The following is a 23,525-nucleotide window of genomic DNA, read 5'->3' as shown; positions in this document are numbered from 1 at the left end:
AGCGCGAAGGTCGAACGGCCGCTTACATCCTGACGAGACCCCCGTTGATAGCCGGCCACGGGTCCCTCCTAGGGGCAGAGCGCCGCGCTAGTCGCCGCGGCCGGCCTCAGTACTGATGCACAGCCGGTTGCCTTGGGCGTCAGTGGCCACTACCCACATGGGCGCGTGTTCATCATCGAGTGTTGCACCAACGCTAACCAGAGCGTTCAGAGTCGAGGCGCTTTCGCTGAAGGGGACCGTGACGTCCAGGTGAAGACGATTCACGCTGGGACTCTGGGACTCCTGAAACCAGATGGCCGGACCCCTGCCATAGGGATCGGTCAGGCTTCCGTCTCCCCGCATCTTGTAGCCCAGTGCAGTTTGCCAGACTTTCGAAATGGCTTCCGGGGCATCGGTATCGATGGCTATCTCCACTGTGCGCAGGAGTTCCGGGAGAGGCGTGACGCCAGTGGCTTGGGCCTGCTTCGATATCGCGCGGGCCAACGTCACGTCACGCGCCGTCACCCTGTCTCCGGCATCGTGCGAAGTGAGCGTGATGAACAGTGTGTCATACCGCCAGTCCACATCAGGGTGGTGGTTGGATTCCTCTGCCAGCCCACCAATGGTGGAAAGCAAATCCAAGGCAGTGGCGGATGATTTACATCTAAATGCGGTCCGCAAAGCACCCAAACCGTAGCGCCATTCTGGCAACTGGAGCAGATTTGCTTGGATTTGCTCCTGGTTCAGAACATCTCTTGCTTGCATGGTTTTCTCCTCTGGTTTTCGAGTCATTGGGGTCTGCCGCATGGGCCGGGATGGTGGCCAGAAACAGTTCATCGAAAGGCCCGCGGTCGCCCGATCCGGACAAAGCCTGCAGCCCATGCCTGGCTGGATAACTGAGAATATTACGCACACCATCACGGTTGCCGCCATGGCCCGCGTTGCTTGCGTAGCCCAACGGACCCTCACACGTCTATTCATGGCCGAAGTCGGACGCACACCACATTCATGGCTCACACGCCAACGAGTCGCACGCGTGCAGGAACTTCTGAAGAACGCGCGCCTTTCAATCAAGGACGTCGCAGCTGAGTCCGGATTCGGAGCGGCGCCAATGTTAGGACACCACTTCACGCGGCTGATCGGGCTGGCCGACGAAGTCGATCGTGTCCTCAGGCGGCAGGGGCGATGGGGTAGCCCGCGGCATTCATGAGAATATGATGCTCTTGTTACGGTCGGAAACTCTGCGATACAAATCGGTTGCGGGGTGGTTAGACTCAAGCCACGCCGGACGGATTGGAGCTGACCGCCGGCCACAAAGAACGTGTGATTCCCAGAGCGGGGGATGCTCGGCCTCTCCCTGGGGTGTGGTGACCGGATTCCATGAACAGCTGCTTGTTCTGCGCAGCACACTGAAGGGGAGAACGATGTCTTTATTGAAAGGGCTGGCTGCGGCGCTCGGAGACGGTTCGGTGAAGGTCGTGGACCTGACCACTCCGCTGAGTAAGGACACCCCGATACTGAACCTGCCTGAACCATTCGCTAATACCGTCGGTTTGGGCCTTTCACCTGTGAGCAGTTTCGATGACCGCGGGCCTGCGTGGGCATGGAACGACGTAACCGTAGGGGAGCATGCCGGTACCCATGTGGATGCACCGGTGCACTGGATTTCCGGCCGGGACGGCAAGTCGGTGGATCAGATTGAACCTTCTCGTCTGGTCGGGCCTCTGGTCGTGATCGACAAGTCCGAGGATGTGGAACTCAATCCGGACTTCCTGCTGGAACCTGAGCATCTTGAGCAGTGGCAGCAGGAGCATGGGCCCTTTCCTCCTCACTGCTGGATCATTTTCCGGACCGGGTGGTCCGCCCGCGGCGCCAACTCCACCGATTTCATCAACGCCGATGAGACCGGACCTCACACGCCCGGGGTTTCGGCGGCGGGCGCGCGCTGGATAGCGGGTAACAGCAACGTCAGCGGTTTTGGGGTGGAGACCGTCGGCGTCGACGCTGGGCAGGCTGGGATGTTCGATCCCATGTTCCCGGTTCACTTCTATCTGCTCGGCTCTGATAAGTATGGAGTCACCTCGCTTCGAAACGTCGATCAGCTGCCCGTGCTTGGAGCGACTCTCGTCGTCGCCCCATTGCCCATCGTGGGTGGAACAGGCAGTCCGGCCCGTGTTTTCGCACTTGTCGAGTCCTCGTAAGCGGGAACATATGGGTCTCCACACGAGTGGGTAGACCCTAGCGAGGCTGGTCGTCGTACGAGTCTTCGGCGTTGTCGGCAGCGGCAGTTTCGAGGTCACGAATGCCCTGATCAGTGAAGGGGTGCCCTTCACCGCCAGCCGCCATGAGGGCGGGGCCGCGACCATGGCTGACGCCTACTCCAGGATGTCCAACACCGTGGGAGTTGTCAGCACACATCAGGGCTGCCGGCCTTGCCGCTCAGCCCTTCGTCCAGCAGGGACGGCGGGCGGCCCCTTCCCCGCCGGCCACCGCACATCAGGTGAATATTCGTTCGCCATTTGAGTTCTCCACGGGGAACAATGAGTTCCGGGGAGCCCGTCCAATCCTCCGGAAGTGCCTATGTGCAGCATCAATTTGTTCAGCGGCCGCGCCCGGCACGGCGCGAACGCGCCCGCCAGGCCGCAGGCGGGCCGGACATGAGCCCGGCGTCCGGGCAGCCCGCCCAAGACCGTGTCCACCGGTGGACACTCACCGAGGGGCGCGACGGCGTGCTGCGGGTGCGCTGGGACCGGGGGATCCGGATCGAGGAGAACGACGCCGTAAGCCTCATCGCCCGGGTCAATTTGCTGGCCGCGGGCGACCCCCGCCCGATACTGATCGATCTCAACGGCATCATGTCCGTGAGCGTGCGGTCCCTCGCCGCCTTCGCCGGTGACCACGCACCGCTGAGGGTTGCGCTCCTGGGATCCTCCGCCGTCGAGGACCTCCTGGCCGAGTTTTTCCGCCGGGTGCACACCCCGCCCTTTCCCGTCGCGTATTTCCGCAGCCGACGCCGGGCCTTGGAATGGCTCCGTCAGCAGGGCGCCTCCCCGACCCGGTGAAACCCGACCCCGGCACCGCACCGGCACATTCCCGCAGGAGGATCCTCAACCGGATGCAGGAGACTGCTCAGGTGGTGTGCGGGCACAGGTGCACTTTCGCACGTCTGCGAGTCCTTTGCCGAGGGTTTTCCGCAAAGCCGCCCGGATGGGCATCATCTGGCTGCCACCGCCAACGGGCAACATGGAGGCCACGTAGTCTTGGCCATTGACTGTGCCTTCGACTTTTACGGATTTACCTGTGCCCGATGCCTCGGCAGAGCCTGGCATTTGGACGCACAGCCATCAGCTGTTGCTGTCGGCAATGATCTGCGCCGACAGTGCGATGTCGAGGGCGGGGAAGTTGGGGGCATCTGTCGTGCTCGGGCTCCTGATGGAAGGCAGTGCGGGACGAGGCCGCTCATTGAGACGCTTGTTCTAGCTTTCGTACGAATGTTGCGGCACCTTCACCTGAGAAATCTTCCTTATCGACGGGGCGACCCGAGATGGCCATGAGAAGTGCCAACGAGGTTCCTTTGACCTCTGATCCAGAACCGTGCTCAAACCTTGAATCGGAAGCTTGCAGGCGAAATCCAGCTGCGCGTTCCTTGCCGCCGCCCATAGAGATGGCGGTTTTGAGTTGATAACGCAAGGCCGCGTCGATTGACTCACCCGGGTAGGAGCGCCAAAGCCCAAGGGGACGTCGAATGTCCTCTCCATGGACGATTACTTCGACGAGTCGAGTTGCTGGAGCAGCAGGCGGCGTCTTGGTCGCATCGCGTATGCGGCGGAACTCAGTCAGGGTCGCTTCCGGGGTCGCGGCACGTTCCCTGATGATGCCGGTTGCGTTGTCTTTGTCGAAATCGAATTTCGCGGCGATCAGTCGACGCAGAAAGCTGACACGAGTTGTCTTCGCCGAATCCACGAGATGAGCTACAACGTCGTGAATGTCCCAGCCGGGGCAGAGCGAGGGCCGGGCCCATTGCTCTGGGGTGAGCGACTCAAGTTCTCTAATGAGGATCCGGCGTTCGTTGTGAACGGCTGGCCATACCGCGGTCGAAAGTCGGGAAGACATGGGGCAATATAACCACGCGATGATACGACCGGCTACCTAGTACCGATACGCGACAGGGACGACCAGTGGGGACCGCCCCGGCTCCTCAGGAGATGGGGCGTGAGACCTCCTCGGCGGTGAAGCGACTGGCCGCGATGAAGCGGCCGCCGATTACCAAGCCGCACTACCGCGGTCTTGATGTGCGTTCTGATGCCGGCGGTCCGGGCACCTCGGTAAAGTAGGCCATTCGATCCGTTGGAGGTGGAGTCAGAACGCCTATGCAACGCGGGTCCGGCCTCTGGAGGCGCGCAATGCCGCCCGGCGTTCGACAAGGGATTCCTCGAGCGCAACTCCGGTCCGGGCTCGGGGCAGGTTCAGATAATTAGTCGTTGAGTTTGGCCTCAGGGTAGCCGGTGACCCAGTCCTGAAGCTGCTCGGTACTCCAACCCGAGGTGGCGGGGAGGTATGACACCAGACCGTCCAGCAGGGCCAGGGATTCGAAGGTCAGGATGCATTCTTCCTCCCTGGTGTACCGCTCCCACGACGGCCAGGCTTCCGGCGGCACCGACGCCGGGTCGGTCGCTCCCGGTGCCCGTGGCCCGGCGAGATGAGAGAGGATCCACCGCCACAAGGGGATTAGGCTTCCCACCGTCCCGTCCAAGATCTCGTGTGGATCCCTCCCGTCGGCTGCGATCGAATCCCGAAGGCGGTCCAAAGCCAGGGCGCGCTCGTCGAGGAACTCCCGCAGGGACGCGGCAGCTTGCGTCGTGATCTGGTTCAGATAATGGGTCCTGGCAGGCAAGGCATCCACCAAAATAGAACAATTCAGATTTGGAGCCACCCATATCCTCGACTCCCCGTTTGGGCCCACAAATCGTCACCGTGGGGAATTCGCCTTATCTTCCGCATCGTCCACGAACGCTACCTGAATCGTGTATTGCTGATAGAGCTCGATCGCATCTTCCAAGGGCATGCGTCCGAGGTCCAGCGCCGCTTTCAGACCATCAAGTTGAGCATTGCATACCTCTGCTGCAGTGACCTTTGCGGCCACTGCATGCGAGTTACTCAAACTGGTCGATACGGCAGCGGCGACGGACATCAGCATCGCTGCCAGGCAGAGCACTTGCCAAACTATGGAGCTTTGTTCCAGCGTGAGTGCTTCCTGAACCCCCGCGGCGAACTTCGTGCCGCCAAGGGCGGGGCCTGCTGTGAGACCCGCAGCCAGCGCGCTACCAAGGACGCTTGTCATGACCAGCCTGTTCCGGCGGGGTCGTTCATGACGCAGGAACAGCCTGACAGCTGACTGTCGCCGCTCGATGTTTGCGATCAGTTTCTGACGAGCTTCTTGTTCCTCCACGACTTTCTCCCTGAGGCGGTTATTATGGCGTATTCTACCCGTTCTCGAAAGGTGATCGCCGAAGTTTCGTGAGCGGCACCGACATGTAGAAGGCTTATGGCGTCCCCTGGTGGGCCCAGCGGAAACAGCGCCCGAGGCCGTATCCATTCGAGCACTTATGGCGTTACCGACGCGTTATTTTCAGCTTGCCTACTTCACGAAGACGCTTCACCCAAGGTCTCAGGCATGACAAAGGGAATAAGGTCCCCGCCGTCAGCTACGGAAAAAATGGCGTGGTCAATGCGTCCTCGGCAAGGACGAGAAGGTCATCGGAAAAGGCGGTCATTGGCAAAGAGTGGCAACACCATCCTGAGCTCCAACCGTCAGACGTGCAGGCCACCTCTCCACGAACCGCCGCAATTCGTGCGGTTCGGTTGCCGGATCTGGTGGCCGGGGTGGAGTCCTTCTTGGGCGGGTGCCTCCTTCTCTCGCGAAGCTCGGCTTGAGCTTCCTTGCTACTTCATGGGGGAGTGGTGGTGTAGGTGCCTGACTTCACCTGGTCATCCTCATCGCCGACCAGCTCAGGCGAAGCCGTCACCGAGAGTTGACGACTTATGAGCACCATCACCTCGAGCGGACTTAGGTCGTGGCGACCTTCGGTTCGCTCGCGGGAGGCTACAAAGCCACAGAAGGCGGTCACGTAGGATCCGCGGCCCGACCCTCCGACACTGTCATATTCCTCGTGCGCCGCGGCCCACCCCGCCAGGTTCGATGGGAAGAGCCGTGCTCACCGTGATGTCCGCGTTCGCCCAACTCGAGCGCGACCAGCTCGCCGAGCGGACTAGGGCGGGGATGCCTGCGGCCGCGGAACACGGGCGGAGGCCGGCAGGCGGGAAGTCACCACCGATCACGCGAAGGTCAAGCGCGCCCGAGACCTTAAAGCCCAAGGGCTCACGCCGGCTGGCATCGGGAAAATCATCGGCGCCAGCCGGGCAACCTTGTACCGTTAGTTGCGCATTGGCGGCGACGAGCCCGTCTAATGAGGGCGGGCGTCACTGCGCACTGCAGGCTTGCTCTTGAAGCGCGCAGAATGATTGCTTAGGGGAGCGCGATGCACTCCTCTAAGCGTGGATGTCAGTGGGTTGTTGCCATCGTGCACAGGGGAAGCATTCCCCGCCGCATGTTCCAAGCAGCCCTGCGGATAACGACTCGGAGGACTCTAGGGCTCAGAGGGTATGACGACTTATGGGTGCGGGAAAGTATGGCGTGCAAACCCAAGATTGACTGATGTAGGGACCATGTGCTCTAGACAAAAGAGGGTGATGAAGTCTAGACCTGACGACTGTAGTCAGTGCGCTGGTGGCCCTCCGGCTGCGGACATCGTCAGCTGAAACCAACTCGCATCCGAGGAGGTGAACCCCACCATAAGACAGTCGCCCGAGCCTCACCCGCAACAGCAAGCAGTACCACCCACAGGAGGTCAAGATGCCAGGGCTAGTTCGAAAGAGCCTCGATTCGCCCGAGGAGACGCGTCCCTTCGAGGGCGGCACGGGCCAGCTTCAGCTTGTCAACCTGGACCAGGGCGCGGTGGGCCGCGCCACATTCAATCCAGGATGGCGCTGGTCCGAGCACGTTAAACCGATCGCCAAGACTGAAAGCTGTCAGGCCGCCCACATGGGGTATTTCGTGTCCGGCCGAATGAAGGTCGTAATGGACGACGGCGAAGAGATGGAGTACGGGCCGGGTGACTTCGCCACCATGGCCCCCGGACACGACGCGTGGGTACTGGGAGACGAACCATGTGTGGTCATTGATTGGCAGGGATTCGCCGACTACGCCAAACCCTGAACGCAGGGGCCCAGCACGCCAGAGATGAGAAGCCCGCGCCCCCTGAGGCTCGGGCTTCTCACCAACCGTCGACGTGCCCCACCCTTGGCAACGAGCGCGGGGCAGCACCTCATTACAGTGGAGTTCGATCCTCAGTATCACGATCAAGCGCCGCACCCTGTCTATGCGGCGTGCGGCCCATGGGGATGAGACCCTCTCGTAGGGAGAAGTGGGGGTGTGGGCAGTGTCCACACTTTGGCCTTCGGACTCACTCGGACCGGCGCCGGTTCGGGCCGGATTGCGGATGTTTCAACGGAATCGGCGGCTTCCCAGGGCCTGGAGTCCGGTTCGAGTCCCACTTCGGGCACCACAGCTTCAGCGGAACCGTCGAACGGAGTCGAGACCCGGTGGTTCCCCGCGGACGGAGCTGCCCAGGAGACGCTCCTTCCCTGGAGGACCGGCCACGGCCCCTGACGGGCGTGGCACCGCGGAAACTACCCAGGGTGGAGGGGCCTTCTCACTGGAGCGGATGCTTGCGGTTTTGGCTCACGTCCGGTAGGCGGCAGCAGGAGGCCTTGCCGACCCGGAAGGCACTGCTTCCACCGACGGCGAGCGAAGCCGCATCCGCAAGATGACCAGTTGGAACGACGACGCCAACCCGGCACTGATCGACGACGGGGCGTCGATGACGAAGAGCGCCACTCGGTTGTCGAGTGAGACGGCGGACACTACCTGCATGCCCGCAGGGGCCGGTTACGGCAGAAGCGATCGCCGGTTTTCTCAGGCAGCACGCCACAACTGCCGGATCCGGGCGAATCCGGTTCTGCTGCCTCATCCCCGAAGGCTGCGCGAACTTCAGGACGATGCCTCACTCTTCTCCGACAAAGGTGGGCGCTGTGATCCAATCGTCCAGAATTCTAGCTCGACGCATGAGCACCAGTCGGTGAAGGGCGGACCTTTCGACGGGGGACATCCCGGGCCGGGTTCCCGCCGAATACTCCGTTGGGAGGGATCTCCGCACCCTTCATGAGGAAGGAGTCAGCCTGCACGGAGGAGGCGGTTCCCATGGTGACGCTGTAATGCACAAAGCCCCCGACGCCAATGGTGCACTTGTCGCCGACATTGACGGCATCAAGCTTGAACGCTCCGTCTTCCATCGAATGACATTGGATGCAGCTTTGGGCGTTCAAGGTGCAGTCGTCCCCAATGGTGACCAAGCCGCTTCTTTCCGGCATGTCAATTCCGTCATCGAAGACGCGTTTGCCGATGTTGGCTCCGAGCAGGCGCCAAATAAGGGGCTTGTAGGGGGTTCCGTTGAACATTTGGATGAGGCCCCTCACACACAGTTTCCAGTACCGCTCATGGCTCCAAAACTGCGGGTCGTATATGGAGCAGAACAGTGGAGTAAGCGGTTTGAAGGCCAGGGTGGCCCGTTCGACGGCGATTGAAAACACGAGGCTCCATATGAGCATGGTGAGCACGGCCACCATGAAGGCCAGCGGGCCGAAGGGTGTGTCAACAAAGATCAAGGCCAATGCCCCAATGAGGAGCGCCACGAAAAGGTTGAGCCACCGCGTGAGGAGGAACAGGGCGAGGGTGACGGCGTTGTGCCCATTTTTGGCGTACAGCCGCCGACGGAGCTCCTTCCTCGTCTTGAGTGCATCAAAGGAAGTGTCCCGGAGCACGGTTCGGGGAATTTCGAACGGTGGAGACCCGAGTATGCCGACATCCTTCCGGACAGGGCCGTCCGTGGGAACCAGTGTCTTGGTCCCGTAGAGGCAGTTGTCGCCCATCCTGGCACCGGCGGGGTAGGCGATATTGTTACCAAAGAAGCTACGGGCCCCGATGGTCGTGGGAGCGACGCGGAAGGAAGTGCTCGAATAATCGGCGTTCATGATGGACAGGCCGTCGGAGACCATGGTGCCGGACCCGACGGTCGTCAAGAACGGGCTGTCATGCTTGAGCTCGACACCGAAGTTGGATCCGGTCTGCACCAGGCCGGGCTGCTGATATCCCAAGAGCTTCAGGTAGGGGACAATGAGCGAACTGTCGCCTGTGAGTTGCATGAACATCTTGATGTTCGTGAGTCCTACGATGCTCCTTTGAACCGCGTAGCGGATCCCGTACAGGGGGTAGGTGCGTCCGGGAGTCAGGAAGCGGCTGAGCACACGGGGAATGATGGTCACGGCCAATAGGCCGGTGATGATCCCGCCGAAGAGGAGCACGAAGGACAAGGCCAGCAGGTCCAAATAGAACCACGACCCATTAGGAGTGGAATCTTCCGATGCCTGAACGCTGGGCAGGATCAACCCGATCAAGGCGAGTCCGCCAGGGCCGACCACCAGCACCCGATTGACGAGCACCCAGAAGCTGTAGGTCACTCTCCGCCGGGTGCCGCAGTCAGCCCCTTCGACGACCCTGTAGTCAGTGCTGGTCCGTTCCGCCGGGGAACCATGCCAGCTTTGGCCCGCTGGGACCGACTGATAGCGTTGCAGCGCTGACGCATGTCCGAGCTGGGCATCGTTTCCCATTGACGTGTCGATCTCCAGCACCGTGTGTTCGCTAATGAGAGCGTTGCTACCTATGGTGATCCGGCCCGTTTGGATTAGTCCGCGATGAGCGCGATAGCCCGCGAAGGTGGAGTCCTTGCGGATTACTGTGTCATCGCCGATGGTCAGCAGATCCGCGCATACCGGGACGGCCGTGGAGAAAATCGACACCCGGCGCCCGACCTTGGCACCGAGCGCGCGGAGGTACAACGGGTAAACCGGTGTCCCGACGAAAAGGCGCAGCGGATTGACATTAATGAGGGTCTTGACAATCCAGAACCGCACATAGGCCAGACTCCAGACCGGGATCTCCCGGACTGTCCAGCGCCCGATGATCAACCACTTCAGGCCGATGGGCACAACGGCAAGGGCAACAAAGGAACCCACCGCGAATATCGATGACCTTCCCAGGATTCCCAGCTCACTCGTGCCATTTTCAGTCCATTGGAGTGCGGCGTAGATTAGGAACCCGCCGCCGGCCACGTAGACAAGAAACACCAGGGCCTGCAGCGCCCCGCAAAGCAAAAACTGGCGGCTGCTGGCGACGTGAATGGCCTCCTCTGGCTCGGTGCACGGGTCCTCGATGGGTTCGACGTCCATAATTGCGGCTAGTTGGGCAACGGTGGGATTCAGGTACATCTCGCGCATCGACACGGTCGGAAGTTGCGGATGCCGGCGCAGGAGAGCGGAGAATTTTGCCATCAGCAAGGAGTTGGCACCCAGATCGTTGAAGAAGTGCGCGTTTATCGAAACACGGTCCTGATGCAGGATCTCAACGAGTGCGGACGCCAACTTCTTCTCCATAGGTGTCGCCGGCGCTACGTAATCCGTATCCAAGCCCGCGCTATGCCTGCTTTTCGGAGCAGGCAGCCGCTTTCGGTCGGCCTTGTCGCTGACCAGCATCGGAATTTCGGTGAGCTGCTCGAGATACGCCGGCACCATGTAGGCCGGTAGGTGGTCCCGGAGGTGGTTCCGAATGGCATTTTGATCCAGGATGTCCCAGTCGTGGCGCAGCGTGTAGTACGCCACGAGTTCAATTAATCCGGGCGTGGCTTCGTAGGTGCTGACCACTGCTTGGGCGATGCCCGGAATCTGAAGCAGGACGGATTCAATCTCCGTAAGTTCGATCCGATAACCGCGGATCTTCACCTGCGTGTCTATGCGCCCAAAGTATTCAACATTGCCCGCTTCGTTCACCGATCCGAGGTCACCCGTGCGGTAAATCCGGCCTGAGGGATTGTTGGAAATCCCGATGAAGTCCGGGATAAAAGCGCGTTCGGTGAGGTCCGGCCGGTTGACGTAGCCCCTGGCGAGTCCTATGCCTGCCAGGCCAATTTCTCCCATCGTTCCAGGCGGAAGTGCGGCGTCCCTGTCGGGGTCGAGAATCACAACGGAATAGGTCGGAAGCGGCACGCCTAATGTGACGGCGCGATCTGGGTCAGCGATTGTCCAGGTGGCGGTGACTGTAGCTTCTGTAGGGCCATAGACGTTGAGGAAGCGCCGGCCCGGGCGATGCCAGCGGACGATTAGGTCCTGCGGGCAGGCCTCCCCGGAGACAAGAAGGAAGCGAAGCAGCGGCAGGTCAACGTCGATGGTGGCCAGCAGGGTCGGCACGCAGCAAAAGGCCGTTACCTTCCGTGCCACAAGGAATTCGGCAAGATCCATTCCGAGAAGGCTTGGCCCGGGTGGTTTGGGCACGAGCGTCGCTCCGGACATCCACGGAACCCAAATCTCCTCGACCGAGAAGTCGAAAGCTATTGTCATGCCCTGGTAGACACGGTCTTCGGGCTGGATTCCGTAAACGCTCGACGCGACCCGCACAAAATTGCAGATGCTTGCATGCTCGATCGCGACGCCCTTTGGTTTGCCCGTCGAGCCCGAGGTGTAGATGATATAGGCCAGTTCGTCGGCAGGGCCGCCGCTGTCTTCAGCGGGAAGTCTGGAGGGGCTGTACCGATCTAAATACTCAGGGGCACACACCGCCGGTGCGGCGACCTCAGGAACAAGCTCACAAAGATGCGGGCTTGTCAGGACCATTGCAGCGTCGGAGTCGTTGATGATGTAGGCCAGGCGGTCCTGCGGAAAGCTCGGATCCACCGGCACATACGCTGCTCTAATCTTCAACACGGCCAGCATTGCGGCATACGAATCCACCGGCCGGTCGAACATCAAAACAACCTTGTCACCCGAACGGGCCCCATTGGCGGCCAGAAACCGCGCAAGCTGATTGGCTCGGCTGTCGAGTTCAGCATAGGTCAAGGAGATCTCCGCCGACTCAACGGCGAGGACGTGGCCGAGCCCGCGTGCGTTCAACCGGTCACACTTTTCCTCGAAGAGTTCATTCAGCCGTTCACCGGGACGCCAATGTGGGGCCTGGTCCGGTGTCGCGGATGTGAGGATGATCCTCCCGTCCGGATCCGAACCGGCGAAAGTCAAGTCCTGCAGGTCCGCGGCTAGAGAGAATTTTTGGCGCGCGTCATCACTTTTGCTCATGGTGGCTCCCTAACATGCAGGAGGCACATTGACGCTGCTTCTCCCGCGGTATGTTCCGTGACCGACAATGCTAGTAACCCCCACCTCGCGGTAACAGGGTCGTTGGCGTCTTGATTGCTCAGGGGTTGTCGGGAATAGCCTTCTGGGGTATTCAGGCCGAAACGGTCGCCGATCCACCTCATCGAAAACGGTCAGCCTGCGCTTCCGGCGACGCTCGAACGAATTTTCATCCCGCTCGATACCTGCCGCAATTCAGGATCCACGCAGATGGCTTCATGCTGAGCGGTGTAGCTGCTGCAGTGGAGAATGTGTCGAGAGAAGGTTGCGCTACTGCTGAAGCCCGTATATGACCGCCAAGTTGGCAAAGTCAATCTCGTCTGGAACGGGATTGGTCCGGTCATTAGTTGCCTTATGCATGACGTCGCGACGCTCGGTGCGGTGGACGAGCCCAAAGGCATGCCCCATTTCGTGCACGATCGTCGCTAACGCTCCCTGATCGGTCGACCGGTCTAACAGTTGTACGTAGAGGGTGATGGTTCCACCGCTCCGGTACGCGCCCCTGCCACTATCTCTGAACTCCCCGTCGGTGCTTCGGTCGTCCGCTGCGTATTTCTGATTGATGATCACGCAATTCACATTGGCAGGACACGCGCTGGCGGGCAGCGCGCGGATGCAAGGGCTTCGGGACCAGATTTCTGCGGCCTCAACGACCAATCGCTTATATCGCTGGGCTAGGCCGGCGGTCTCAAAGTGGACTTCTACCTCCGCGTCTCCGACGCGCCGCCAGGGCTTCTCGGCGGAATCCTCGGGATCAATGTCCTGCTGCTCGGCCCCCGGCTGCGTTGTGCAGGTGACTGTACCTGCTCCGGAGCTCGGGCTTGTTGGGCTAGGCTGCGCGGAGCACGCCGATACGGCCAGCGCTAGGACCAGTATCCCCCCTGGCACCCACGCAAGTCTCATGATTGTTTGCCTGTCAGCCCGAGAAACAATGAAATCACCTACGAGGTTTCAGCATCGTAGCCTATCCTGCAACCAGCGGTGATCCAGTCTAAGGACGCTCGAAGTTCACTGGTACATCGCTGTACCCTGCCGCCTCATCCTCCGGAGTTTGCCCGCCGCCTAGGAACGCGGCTGGGGGGGCTCCAAGGGACGCACCCACGGGGTCGGATCCGCGTCTGAGCCCCGCCACGGCGAAGGAGTGATCGGCGCCTCGACCCATTCCAGCACCACTGACGGGCCGATCCGCAACTACGGCCTCGAGGAGCTGCAGTGGCGAACGCATCTCGGGTGCCCTGGAGGAAGAGCATCGGCAGCATCAGCCCGTACAGATGCTCATCGCGGAGCTCCTCGCGTCACGCGCGCTGACTATCGGCGCCCTGATCGGTGTGCGGTTCGAGCATCCGAAGCGGATCCTCGCCACTCTCCTTTCCTTCGCCGCCGGATCACTGATCACGGTACGGGCGTTTGAGCTGTTTGAGGACGCCTCAAGCGCGGGGGCATCCTGCTTGCAATGATGGGGCTTGCGGCGGGCGCGATCGTCTCCGCGGTGCTGAGCGCGTTTTTCGACCGGTTGGCGCAGGCCGGGTCAGGCACGGCCCCAGCCGGCGAGTACGAAGGCAGGGGGACTCGACACCGACGCGGCATCGACGAAGGCGCGGTCCTCGTCGGCCTCAATACGTGGCGCCGACGGCATGGCGCTGCTCGCCGCCTCCGCGCCGGCACCTGGATTCATTACGTCTGGGTCATCAACGCCAATGCGAAGTCAGCCGCCTATCCGAACGGGTACACCAGAATTTACCGCGACGGCGTGCGACGGCAGACCCGCAACCTTGATTATCAAGGGAGCGTGATCGTGCCCACCCGCGGGAGCGCCCCGTTCCGAGTCGGAACCCGGGACCTCGATTCCTTCTTTGAGGGCGCCGTGGGCAAGGTCGCGATCTACGGGAAGGAATTATCGGCGGCCCGGATCCTCGCCCACCACAAGACCATGACGAGGAGGTGAGCTACCTGCGCGAGGAGCCTCTCCCTGGCGGGGAGGCTCCTCGTTAGCGGTCCGACAGACAGTGCGGCAGGCTGGATGCGACCGCCTGTCGGGCCAGCCATGTCTTACTTTTGCATTGCCTACTTTTCGCTTGAGTGCCTGTTGAAGATCACATGGCAGGCATCTCCACCCCCGTAGTACTTGCAGTAGTAGAGGGCGTTTTGGCCGGCAACGGTAGCCGACGTTGATGCAGCCCACCCCCAGGGACCGTTCTTCTCCGAAACCGCGACAGCGAGGTAGCCGTTGCGTGCCGGGCCGGCGGACACGCAGTTGTACGTGCCCTGGGACTTGAGGAGGTTGCACTGGTCAAGGCTGCGGTTCTTTGCGTCAGCGGCGTTGGCAGACCACGTTGCCCACCACCCGAAGGTTGCGGGGTAGAAAGCCATGGCGACGTAGCGGTCGGCCGTAACCTCGACCCGGGTGAGGGAGGGGTTTTCGGCCGGGGCCGCTGCGCCTGAGAGGCCGGTGGTCGTGAACAGGGCCGCCAGCAACATCGCGGCGGTGCTGAGCGGACGTCGGCGTCCGTCTGCTGTTTTCATGATTGGCTCCTTGGCCCCGACAGATTCGGGGACCTAGATACAAGGTTGGGAGGCGGAGGGACAGTCACTGCATCCGCTGCGGCAAACAGCCGGTGCGCGTGGGGCATCTCTCTTATGGCCGCGACGCATTGGCCTGTCCGGTGCCGTAAAAATCAAAGAGCGCTTTGACCGCACGGAAGTTCGAGAATCGGCGTATCGGGCGCTAATTGATTCGCATGGGGAGACGCTCCCGTATAAGGCACTGCCTTGAACCTCTAGATAGAAACCCTAATCAATTCAAGCGCAGCGAACATCCCCGTCATGTGGTCGGCACTACCACAATTCGTAGTGCGTGCATCGACGATCGTTTGATAAGGAATCAGTGGGTGATCAAATGTGCTGGAAACGGACCGGTCGGCATAACGAGACGGCGCATCGGATGGACCGCAAGGGGCGATCAGGACAATCGGACCGTGACACCGGCCAGCCGACTGTGATCCAGTGCTGACAATCCTTTCAAGGCAACTGTTCGACCTGGAGAGAACGGCGCTCCCGTGGTGGATACAGAGATAAGTCAGTTATCGGCATGCAGACATAATCTGCTATTGCGCTTTCCGCGGGCTCATTGTGGCGGCGGAAGTGGGCGCGCACTTCGAATCCGTGAAGTTCGGGGAGGATTCTGAATTCATATTGCTCCCTTGCTCGACCGCAGTCAACACGCAGGAAAAAGCCCGTCAAAGGCCCTTGATTTCTCCTCATCCATGTCGTAAGCACACTTCACTGCCCGGGCTGAGAGCGATGCTGCCGGCGGTCTTTTGGGGTGCCATCCTCAGTCACTGCAGTCGAGCCGGTGATCAACTTGTACAAGCAGGACGGCGGCCCGTCGGAGGCTCCGTCACCCTCCTTGGATCAGCCGCCCGCTCAGGAACGCCGCGACCGGGGCCGCAAGGGACGCCCCTACGTCGTCGGAAAGGCGTTTGGCGCCCGCGACGGCGAAGGAGTGATCTCCGCCCTCAACCCATTCGAGCGCTGCCGACGGCCCAATCCGGGCGACGACCCCCTCAAGGAGGTCGGCTGTGGCGAAGGTGTCGCGCGCGCCCTGGAGGAAGAGCATCGGAAGGGTCAGTCCGTAGAGGTGCCCGTCGCGGAGCTTCTCCGGTTTGCCCGGCGGGTGCAGCGGATAGCCCAGATACACCAGTCCTGCCGCAGGCATGCCTTCGGCCACCGCCATCGACGCCATGCGTCCCCCGAACGACTTCCCTCCGGCCCACAATGGCTCCCCGTCGGAGCGCTCGGCTGCAACGCCCATCGCCGCCCGCCAGGCGGCGATAGCCGCAGGCGGCCTGTCGGGAAACTTCCGGCCTGCTTCGCGGTACGGGAAATTGAAGCGCAGCGTTGCTACGCCGCCGTCATTAAGGGCACGGGTGAAGCCCTGCAGGAACGGATGCTCCATGCCCGCTCCGGCGCCATGGGCAACCACGAGGGTGCCCGACGGCGCGGCTGGCCGGGCGTAGACGCCCGAGACCTCGGCTTCGCCAACGTTGATGGTGACGGGAGTCTCGGTAGTTGGCATGCCTCAATAATGCCTGCTGTGTCCGGAAACCGCGCACCCGGCATGCTAAGCCGCGCGGGGCCGTACCGGAAGGTATTCGCAGCCCTCGGGCTTCCTTGCCGGGTCCAATCCCCATGGTTACGGTTGACGGGTCAGCACTCATGCAAGAGAGCGGAAGAAGTGGTCGGCATGAAGGCAAAGACCCCCAAACGGTGCGCGGCAGTGTTCGCCGTCAGCGCCTTCCTGCTGCTGGGCTGCGACAACCCCGCCCAGCAGGAAGAGGCCCCGACCGACGAGGTTGGGCAGGAGAGCGCCCCGCCGCCCACGGGAAACGTCGCCCCTGCGCCCACCGACGGCGCAGCCCCGGACGAGGGCGCCGTCCCCACCGAGTCGGTTCCCGGCGGGTAGGAAAAAAGAAGGCGTGCCTGCGTTTTCTGCTTTTATACTTGCGCATGGTGTCGTCGCTGCTCTTCGGAATGCTCGCGTCAAGCGCGCTGATTATCGGTGCCTTGATCGGGGTGCGGTTCGAACTGCCGAAACGGATCCTCGCCATTCTTCTTTCCTTCGCAGCGGGATCGCTCATCACGGCCCTGGCCTTCGAACTTTTCGAGGACGCCTACGAGCGAGGCGGCATCCTGCTGGCAACGATCGGTCTCGCGGCCGGGGCCATCGTCTTCACGGTCCTGAGCGCGCTGCTGGACCGGTGGGCGCAGGCGGGGTCCAACACAACCCCGGCCGACGAGTTTGAAGGCAGCCCGAAGCTTGACACCGATGCCGCCGCGACCGAGAAGCGGTCGTCGTCGGCCTCCACCCGGGGTGCCGCAGGGATGGCCCTGCTGGCCGCGGTCACGCTCGACGGCGTTCCCGAGAACGTGGCACTGGGTGTCTCACTCGGCGAGGGCACGGGCGGGCTTGCCCTGCTTGCCGCGATCTTCGTCTCGAATCTGCCGGAATCCCTGGTGGGCGCTGCATCGATGCGCAGCCAGGGCAGGTCGACAGGCTCTGTCCTCGGGCTTTGGTCTGCGTGCGCGGCACTGCTGGTCCTTGCCGTGGTCATCGGCGCCGGTCCGCTCTCCGGCAGCGATCCCCAGACCATCTCCATGCCGCTGGCCTTCGCCGCAGGTGCGGTGATCGCCTCGCTCGCCGACACACTGATGCCCGAAGCGTATGAGCATGGCGGGCCGGCCGTGGCGCTCAGCACCGCAGCCGGGTTCGCCCTGTCCTTCGCGCTGTCGCTGGCCTGAGCCCCTTCCGGCGGCGGACACGGTATTCCGCGCACGCAGACATGGCCGCTGACGTGGCGGGCTGCGCGGAGTAGGTTGTTCAAATGGCCCGCGAAGAAACCACCCTCACCGTCGACGGCCCCTCCGGCGCGCGCGATGTCCGCATCTCGAGCCCGGGGCGCGTGCTGTGGCCCGACCTGGGCCTGACCAAGCTGGACCTCGCCCGCTACATCGTCGATGTGGGGGAGGCATTCCTCACAGCGAACGGAGACCGCCCGCTGTCACTGCAGAGGTTTTCCGGCGGAATCGACGGCGACCAGTTCTTCTCAAAGAACCCGCCGAAGGGCGCACCCGACTACGTGCGGTCGGTTCCCGTCGTCTACCCCAGCGGACGCTCGCACCCGCAGCTCGTCCTTGACGAACCGGCAGCGGCGGTGTGGGCCGTGCAGATGAACACGATCGTCTTCCACCCGTGGCCCTCCCGTACCGGCAACACAGACAACCCGGACCAGCTGCGGATCGACCTCGACCCCCAGCCCGGCACCGATTTCGACGACGCCGTACCCGCTGCCCTTGAACTGCGCTCGCTCCTTCGGGAGGCCGGGCTCACCGCGTTCATCAAGACCTCGGGCAACCGCGGGCTCCACGTCTTCGCGCCCATTGAACCGACCCATGAATTCCTCGAGGTCCGGCACGCGGTGATCGCCGCCGCCCGGGAACTGGAGCGCCGCATGCCGGAAACGGTCACAACCGCCTGGTGGAAGGAGGAGCGCGGGGAGAAGGTCTTCGTCGATTACAACCAGGCCAACCGCGACCGCACCATGGCCGGCGCGTACAGCCCCCGTCCGCTGGCCCACGCACCGGTCTCCTGCCCGCTGCGCTGGGAGGAGCTGGAATCCGCGGACCCCCGGACCCTGACCATCGCCACGGTGCCCGGGCGCCTGGCGGAACTGGGCGATCCATGGGCCGCGATGGACTCGTTCGCAGGCACGATCGACACGCTGCTGGCGTGGTGGGAGCGGGACGTCAAAGCCGGTCTGGGTGAGCTCCCGTTCCCTCCGGACTACCCCAAGATGCCCGGGGAGCCGCCCCGTGTGCAGCCAAGCCGCGCACGCAGGCCCAGTTGAGGTGCCTGCCAGCGGCCCGGCGCGCCGGAGCCGAACGGCCCTGCCGGGCGGATGCGCCGGTGCACAGCGCCAGGACGTAGAATTGCCGCATGCCTTTTGACGCTCCGATCCGCGATGCCGTGGTTATCGAGGATGACGACGACGTCCGTGATCTTCTCCACGCGGTGCTCACTGGCGACGGCTTCCGTGTCCACACGGCTCCCGCGGGGCAGGCAGGCGTCGAAATGGTCCGCCAGATCCGGCCGGCGGTTGTGACACTGGATATCGGCTTGCCCGACATCGACGGCTTCGAGGTCGCCCGCCGTATTCGACGGTTCTCAAAGACCCTGATCGTGATGCTCACCGCGCGGGCTGATCCAGGCGACGAGGAGCGGGGGGTTGCCGCAGGTGCCGACGAATACCTGACGAAACCCTTCCGTCCGGCTGATCTCCGCCAGCTCATCCAGACCGGGCTTCAGGAGCGTGAAGTGCCCCTGCCTGCTGTGGACCGCAGGCTCTCGCCGGTGCCCGGCTCGCAGCCGAAGTAGGCAGTTCCACGGCGGGCGGCGGTCCGCCTGACGCAAGCTCACCAATGCAGTGCAGTGCAGTGAAGTGCACTGCGGTGCCGCAGCCCTCAGCGGCTGCGCACTCCCTGCCGCGAGACAAGCCGCGGGGCGATCCACCGGTCTGCGGCGGCTCCCGTCGCCAGCGAATAGACCGCCTTGTGGAGGTAGTCGATAACCTTCTCCCCACCAGGCCAGAGCGACGGCGCGGCTCCGGCGCCCGTTGCGTTCTCGAGCGTCTGGTCGAAGGCCAGTCGGACAACGGTGTGGGCGGCGTTCGCGGTGCCGCCTCGGATGCCGGTTACTGCCCAGACCCCGCGGAGCGCCCCAAGCGTTGCTCCGGTGGCCCAGTGCATCGCCCAGTTCCACCCCTTCGGCTTCGCACCTTTACCGACGGGGCGCCGCAGCAGGATCAGTAAGGTACGCCCTGGAACGTACGAATTGGGCCGACGGGTCAATGCCTGCTCGAGTTTTTCACCGACCGTCATCACGCACGTGCCGGCGAGTCCCGCGAGGGCGCCCCGCACCGCGGCGGATCGAAGCAGCGCCGCGCGCCCCGCCTTCACGCCGGCACACCGCCACGGCGTCGGCCCGGGCCTGGCGGCAGGTCCGCCGGGGCGGCGAAGCTACTGATCATTTCCCTGTGCGTCGTCGTCCTGGTCGGTGTCGACGCCGCTGTTGTCATCGTAGGCGCCGCTGTCCTCGTCCTTGTTTTCGGTCTCCGCGGTCTGCTGCTGCGTTTCACCGGGAGGGGCTTCTTCCCCGCCTGCCGTGTTGTCGCAGCCCAGGAGCAGGAAAGCGCAAAGTGCGAGAACGGCGGCACCGGCTTTTGCTTGTTTCGCTTGCACGGTAACTCCATCTGATCGCCGCTGTTGAGGATCCCTTCAGTCCCTCAACCGTAGGCACGGGCTGCGCGGCGCGGCAAGAAAAAGGTGCTCAGCGCGAGTCGCGGATGAGGTTCGTGATCCGTGCCGTTGACAACTTGCGCCCGGCCTCGTCGGTCATCACGACTTCGTGTGTGGTGAGGGTCCTGCCCAGGTGAAGCGCGACGGCGGTTCCCGTGACCACGCCGGCGGCGATGCTGCGGTGGTGTGTGGCGTTGATCTCGATTCCCACGGCATGCCGGCCGGGGCCGGCATGGATCCCCGCGGCGAAGGAGCCGAGGGTTTCGGCGAGGACCAGGTGCGCCCCGCCGTGGAGAATGCCGGCGACCTGCTCGTTTCCTTCGACCGGCATCGTGGCAACCATGCGCTCGGGGCTCATTTCGAGGAACCGGATTCCCATCTTCGCGGTCAACCGCCCGATGCCGTGCTTGCCCAGCCACTCATGCATTTCGGGTGGAACACCGGCTGCGGTGAGCTCGGCTGCATACGGGCTGTCCTCGGGGCGGCCCACGGGGGCCTGAGTGAAATTGTCGACCATGGCAACTAGGCTGGCACCTGTGAGTGAAATCAACAAACCAGCATCCACCCTGACCGCCCCGCCCCGAACAGAGGGCCCCCGCAACCGGCTGCTGGTCATTGACGGCCACTCAATGGCGTTCCGGGCGTTCTTCGCCCTTCCTGCCGAAAACTTCTCAACCGATACGGGTCAGCACACCAACGCCGTCTACGGGTTCACGGCGATGCTGATCAACCTCATCAAAGACCAGAAGCCAACCCACGTTGCCGTCGCGTTCGACCTCGATACCCCGACGTTCCGCACCGAGGAGTATTCCGAGTACAAGGCGGGCCGGTCCAAGACCCCCGAGGAATTCCACGGCCAGGTGGACCTGATCATCAAGGTCATGGAGGCGATGCGGATCCCCACCATCTCCATGGACGGGTACGAGGCCGACGACATCCTGGCAACGCTCGCCGCCCGGGCCGCCGGAGTCGACTGGGACGTCCAGGTGGTCAGCGGTGACCGCGACGCCTTCCAGCTTGTCAACGACCGCGTGACTGTCCTCTACCCCAAGCAGGGGGTCACGAACATTCCGCAGATGGACGCAAAGGCCATCGAGGAGAAGTACTTCGTGCCGCCCCACCAGTACTCCGACCTCGCCGCCCTGGTGGGGGAGAGCGCCGACAACCTCCCCGGCGTGCCAGGCGTCGGCCCCAAGACGGCCGCGAAATGGATCCGCCAGTACGGCGGGCTCGAGGGCATCCTCGAGAACCTCGACTCAATCGGCGGCAAGGTCGGCGACGCCCTCCGCGCCCATGCCGACGACGTCCGGCGCAACCGCCGGCTCAACCGGCTGCTCACCGACCTCGACCTCCCCGTCGACCTCGACGCCATGGTGTCCCAGCACCCCGACCGCCTCGCCGTCGAGGACCTCTTCGACTCGCTGCAGTTCAACACCCTGAGGAAGCGGCTCTTCGACCTCTTCGGCGAGGAAGAATCCGAGGAGTCGGCCGACGAACTTACCCCGCCGCCCCACGTTGTCCTCACCGACGCGGCCGAACTCACCTCATGGCTCAAGGCGACGAACCAGGCGCTTGCCGCGGTTCACCTTGCCACCGAAGCGACAACCGGCGGCGCCGACGTCGTCGGGATTGCGATCGTGACGTCGACCGCGGCGGCATTCGTGCCCCTTGAGGGGCTCGACGCCGAAGCCGAGCAGGTGCTGGCGCACTGGCTCGAGGACCTCGACGCGCCAAAGGTGGTTCACGACTTCAAAGAGGCGTATAAACTGCTCGCCCCACGCGGACTGCGCCTGGCCGGGGAGGTCGACGACACGGCGATCTCCGGTTACCTGATCCAGCCCGACCGCCGCAATTACGACCTCGCCGACCTGAGCCAGTACCACCTGAGGCTGACCCTCGGCGCAGGGCCCGGCGACACCTCAGGCCAGCTCGCCCTCGAACTAGGGGAGAAGGACGTAGCGGGCCCCGCGGTGGTGCGGGCCTTCGCGGCGCTGCGCCTGAGCGAACACTTCGCCGGGCAGCTCGTGGAGCGCGGCGCCAACCAGCTCCTTGGAGGGCTCGAGCTCCCACTCTCCGAGGTGCTCGCGGAAATGGAACTCACCGGCGTCGCCGTCTCCGTCGAGCGCCTCGACCGGCTCCTCGATGACTTCTCCAAGACCATCAGCTCCACGGGCGCCGAGGCATTCCGCATCATTGGCAAGGAGATCAACCTCGGGTCGCCCAAACAGCTGCAGACGGTCCTGTTCGACGAGCTCGGGCTGCCCAAGACGAAGAAGATCAAGACCGGGTTCTCCACCGACGCCGACGCCCTGACGGACCTCATCGTCAAGACAGGCCACCCGTTCCTCGAACAGCTGCTGGCCTACCGAGATGCGACCAAGCTCCGCCAGACCGTCGAGGGACTGCGCAAGTCAGTCGCCGATGACGGCCGGATCCACACGACCTACGCGCAGACAGTCGCCGCAACGGGCCGGCTCTCCTCCATCAACCCGAACCTGCAGAACATCCCGGTGCGTTCCGATGAGGGCCGGCGCATCCGCGAAGTGTTCGTCGTCGGAAGCGGAACCGACGGGACACGCTACGAGAGCCTCATGACCGCGGACTACTCGCAGATCGAGATGCGCATCATGGCCCACCTCTCCGGCGATGAGGGGCTGATCTCCGCCTTCCAGGAGGGGGAGGACCTCCACCGGTTCGTCGGATCCCACATCTTCGGGGTGGCGCCCGAGGAAGTGACGAGCGCCATGCGCTCGAAGGTCAAGGCCATGTCCTACGGACTCGTATACGGGCTGAGCTCCTTCGGGCTGTCCAAGCAGCTGGCGATTTCCGTCGACGAGGCCCGCACCCTGATGCGCGATTACTTCGAGCGGTTCGGCGCCGTTCGGGACTACCTGCGGGGCATCGTCGAGCAGGCCCGCAAGGACGGCTACACCTCAACCATCGAGGGAAGGCGGCGCTACCTGCCCGACCTCTCCAACGACAACCGCCAACTGCGCGAAATGGCGGAACGGGCGGCACTGAACGCGCCGATCCAGGGCTCGGCGGCGGACATCATCAAAAAGGCGATGCTCGGCGTGGACCGGGCGCTGAAGGCCGAAGGCCTCTCCTCGCGCATGCTGCTGCAGGTCCACGACGAACTCGTGCTTGAGATCGCCGAGGGTGAATCGGAAAAGGTCGAAGCCCTGGTCCGGCAGCAGATGGCCGGCGCCGCGGAGCTGTCGGTTCCCCTGGATGTGTCTGTCGGAACCGGCCTGAGCTGGCACGAGGCGGCCCACTAGGTCCCGCCCCGCCGCCTGCGGGAGGGTGGCGGTGAAGGGGGTGGCAGGGAAGGCGCCCGCAGT

General features: G+C 63.2%; 25 protein-coding genes and 2 pseudogenes. 13 read left to right on the top strand and 14 right to left on the bottom strand.

The features are described from left to right. Positions 1–87: 87 nt before the first annotated feature. Entirely contained in the window at positions 88–744 is a 657-nt protein-coding gene (locus AC4D14_RS04725) for a 4a-hydroxytetrahydrobiopterin dehydratase (RefSeq protein WP_490900409.1), read from the bottom strand. On the opposite strand from AC4D14_RS04725, the gene AC4D14_RS04720 reads away from it, so the two are divergent. From AC4D14_RS04720 to AC4D14_RS04705, 4 genes and pseudogenes are all read left to right on the top strand, one after another. Next, entirely contained in the window at positions 743–1,189 is a 447-nt protein-coding gene (locus AC4D14_RS04720) for a helix-turn-helix domain-containing protein (protein WP_490900408.1), read from the top strand. The two genes, AC4D14_RS04725 and AC4D14_RS04720, sit on opposite strands and share 2 nt — an antisense overlap. Before the next feature lie 214 nt (positions 1,190–1,403). Continuing rightward, positions 1,404–2,180, top strand: a complete 777-nt coding sequence (locus AC4D14_RS04715) for a cyclase family protein (protein ID WP_490900407.1) — start codon at positions 1,404–1,406, stop codon at positions 2,178–2,180. Positions 2,181–2,188: 8 nt separating this feature from the next. Beyond that, positions 2,189–2,406, top strand: a pseudogene (locus tag AC4D14_RS04710) (thiamine pyrophosphate-binding protein); the annotation flags it as partial. Positions 2,407–2,636: 230 nt separating this feature from the next. Then, entirely contained in the window at positions 2,637–3,041 is a 405-nt protein-coding gene (locus tag AC4D14_RS04705) for a DUF7793 family protein (RefSeq protein WP_490900406.1), read from the top strand. 45 nt (positions 3,042–3,086) lie between these two features. Here the strand turns inward: AC4D14_RS04705 and AC4D14_RS04700 are convergent, their stop codons facing one another. From AC4D14_RS04700 to AC4D14_RS04685, 4 genes are all read right to left on the bottom strand, one after another. Next, the gene (locus AC4D14_RS04700; RefSeq protein WP_490900492.1) at positions 3,087–3,320 is read right to left on the bottom strand and encodes a DUF1905 domain-containing protein; all 234 of its coding nucleotides are present in this window, start codon (positions 3,318–3,320) and stop codon (positions 3,087–3,089) included. A gap of 118 nt (positions 3,321–3,438) precedes the next feature. Beyond that, on the bottom strand, positions 3,439–4,092 hold the full coding sequence (locus tag AC4D14_RS04695; RefSeq protein ID WP_490900405.1) for a maleylpyruvate isomerase family mycothiol-dependent enzyme: 654 nt from the start codon (positions 4,090–4,092) through the stop codon (positions 3,439–3,441). A gap of 361 nt (positions 4,093–4,453) precedes the next feature. Further along, positions 4,454–4,873, bottom strand: coding sequence for a hypothetical protein (locus AC4D14_RS04690; RefSeq protein WP_490900404.1), 420 nt, complete (start codon positions 4,871–4,873; stop codon positions 4,454–4,456). A 75-nt stretch (positions 4,874–4,948) separates the two neighbouring features. Next, positions 4,949–5,428: a hypothetical protein gene (locus AC4D14_RS04685; RefSeq protein WP_490900403.1), complete on the bottom strand. Its 480-nt coding sequence runs from the start codon at positions 5,426–5,428 to the stop codon at positions 4,949–4,951. Between the two features lie 750 nt (positions 5,429–6,178). Here AC4D14_RS04685 and AC4D14_RS04680 point away from each other — a divergent pair. Then, positions 6,179–6,487 carry a recombinase family protein gene (locus AC4D14_RS04680; protein ID WP_490900402.1) on the top strand — a complete coding sequence of 103 codons (309 nt, stop codon included), beginning with the start codon at positions 6,179–6,181 and terminating at the stop codon, positions 6,485–6,487. Positions 6,488–6,892: 405 nt separating this feature from the next. Further along, positions 6,893–7,255: a cupin domain-containing protein gene (locus AC4D14_RS04675; protein ID WP_490900401.1), complete on the top strand. Its 363-nt coding sequence runs from the start codon at positions 6,893–6,895 to the stop codon at positions 7,253–7,255. 525 nt (positions 7,256–7,780) lie between these two features. Here AC4D14_RS04675 and AC4D14_RS04670 read toward each other — a convergent pair. The 4 genes and pseudogenes from AC4D14_RS04670 to AC4D14_RS04655 form a co-directional block, all read right to left on the bottom strand. Then, positions 7,781–7,972: a hypothetical protein gene (locus AC4D14_RS04670; protein ID WP_490900400.1), complete on the bottom strand. Its 192-nt coding sequence runs from the start codon at positions 7,970–7,972 to the stop codon at positions 7,781–7,783. Between the two features lie 179 nt (positions 7,973–8,151). Then, entirely contained in the window at positions 8,152–12,276 is a 4,125-nt protein-coding gene (locus AC4D14_RS04665) for a Pls/PosA family non-ribosomal peptide synthetase (RefSeq protein ID WP_490900399.1), read from the bottom strand. 327 nt (positions 12,277–12,603) lie between these two features. After that, positions 12,604–12,903 carry a matrixin family metalloprotease gene (locus AC4D14_RS04660; RefSeq protein ID WP_490900398.1) on the bottom strand — a complete coding sequence of 100 codons (300 nt, stop codon included), beginning with the start codon at positions 12,901–12,903 and terminating at the stop codon, positions 12,604–12,606. Positions 12,904–13,324: 421 nt separating this feature from the next. Beyond that, positions 13,325–13,625: pseudogene (locus tag AC4D14_RS04655) on the bottom strand (alpha/beta family hydrolase); the annotation flags it as partial. Between AC4D14_RS04655 and AC4D14_RS04650 the strand changes: the two are divergent. Then, positions 13,605–13,790, top strand: coding sequence for a hypothetical protein (locus AC4D14_RS04650; RefSeq protein ID WP_490900397.1), 186 nt, complete (start codon positions 13,605–13,607; stop codon positions 13,788–13,790). The pseudogene AC4D14_RS04655 and the gene AC4D14_RS04650 overlap by 21 nt on opposite strands. Further along, complete coding sequence (locus AC4D14_RS04645) at positions 13,787–14,278, top strand: LamG-like jellyroll fold domain-containing protein (protein ID WP_490900396.1); 492 nt, start codon at positions 13,787–13,789, stop codon at positions 14,276–14,278. Before AC4D14_RS04650 ends, AC4D14_RS04645 begins: the two co-directional genes overlap by 4 nt. A 119-nt stretch (positions 14,279–14,397) precedes the next feature. Here the strand turns inward: AC4D14_RS04645 and AC4D14_RS04640 are convergent, their stop codons facing one another. Both AC4D14_RS04640 and AC4D14_RS04635 read right to left on the bottom strand, forming a co-directional pair. Further along, a complete protein-coding gene (locus AC4D14_RS04640; RefSeq protein WP_490900395.1) occupies positions 14,398–14,856 on the bottom strand; it encodes a DUF4189 domain-containing protein in 459 nt (152 codons plus the stop codon). A gap of 874 nt (positions 14,857–15,730) precedes the next feature. Further along, positions 15,731–16,408 carry an alpha/beta hydrolase family protein gene (locus AC4D14_RS04635; protein ID WP_490900394.1) on the bottom strand — a complete coding sequence of 226 codons (678 nt, stop codon included), beginning with the start codon at positions 16,406–16,408 and terminating at the stop codon, positions 15,731–15,733. A 168-nt stretch (positions 16,409–16,576) separates the two neighbouring features. Between AC4D14_RS04635 and AC4D14_RS04630 the strand changes: the two genes are divergently transcribed. The 4 genes from AC4D14_RS04630 (at position 16,577) to AC4D14_RS04615 (ending at position 19,264) form a co-directional block, all read left to right on the top strand. Continuing rightward, the gene (locus tag AC4D14_RS04630; protein WP_490900393.1) at positions 16,577–16,795 is read left to right on the top strand and encodes a hypothetical protein; all 219 of its coding nucleotides are present in this window, start codon (positions 16,577–16,579) and stop codon (positions 16,793–16,795) included. A gap of 44 nt (positions 16,796–16,839) precedes the next feature. Next, positions 16,840–17,631 carry a ZIP family metal transporter gene (locus AC4D14_RS04625; RefSeq protein ID WP_490900392.1) on the top strand — a complete coding sequence of 264 codons (792 nt, stop codon included), beginning with the start codon at positions 16,840–16,842 and terminating at the stop codon, positions 17,629–17,631. Between the two features lie 83 nt (positions 17,632–17,714). Next, a complete protein-coding gene (gene ligD / locus AC4D14_RS04620; protein WP_490900391.1) occupies positions 17,715–18,737 on the top strand; it encodes a non-homologous end-joining DNA ligase in 1,023 nt (340 codons plus the stop codon). Between the two features lie 89 nt (positions 18,738–18,826). After that, positions 18,827–19,264, top strand: coding sequence for a response regulator transcription factor (locus tag AC4D14_RS04615; protein WP_490900390.1), 438 nt, complete (start codon positions 18,827–18,829; stop codon positions 19,262–19,264). Between the two features lie 86 nt (positions 19,265–19,350). Here the strand turns inward: AC4D14_RS04615 and AC4D14_RS04610 are convergent, their stop codons facing one another. The 3 genes from AC4D14_RS04610 to AC4D14_RS04600 all read right to left on the bottom strand — a co-directional run bounded on the left by AC4D14_RS04610 (position 19,351) and on the right by AC4D14_RS04600 (position 20,701). Further along, on the bottom strand, positions 19,351–19,845 hold the full coding sequence (locus AC4D14_RS04610; protein ID WP_490900389.1) for a hypothetical protein: 495 nt from the start codon (positions 19,843–19,845) through the stop codon (positions 19,351–19,353). Positions 19,846–19,905: 60 nt separating this feature from the next. Next, entirely contained in the window at positions 19,906–20,127 is a 222-nt protein-coding gene (locus tag AC4D14_RS04605) for a hypothetical protein (protein ID WP_490900388.1), read from the bottom strand. A gap of 88 nt (positions 20,128–20,215) precedes the next feature. Next, positions 20,216–20,701, bottom strand: coding sequence for a PaaI family thioesterase (locus tag AC4D14_RS04600; RefSeq protein WP_490900387.1), 486 nt, complete (start codon positions 20,699–20,701; stop codon positions 20,216–20,218). Between AC4D14_RS04600 and polA the strand changes: the two genes are divergently transcribed. Further along, the gene (gene polA / locus AC4D14_RS04595; RefSeq protein WP_490900386.1) at positions 20,700–23,462 is read left to right on the top strand and encodes a DNA polymerase I; all 2,763 of its coding nucleotides are present in this window, start codon (positions 20,700–20,702) and stop codon (positions 23,460–23,462) included. The genes AC4D14_RS04600 and polA overlap by 2 nt on opposite strands. Positions 23,463–23,525: the final 63 nt, after the last annotated feature.

It is taken from the genome of Arthrobacter sp. TJ-254, assembly GCF_058269175.1.
The sequence above is the reverse complement of the archived record's forward strand: the minus strand, read 5'-3'. Positions and strand labels throughout refer to the sequence as shown.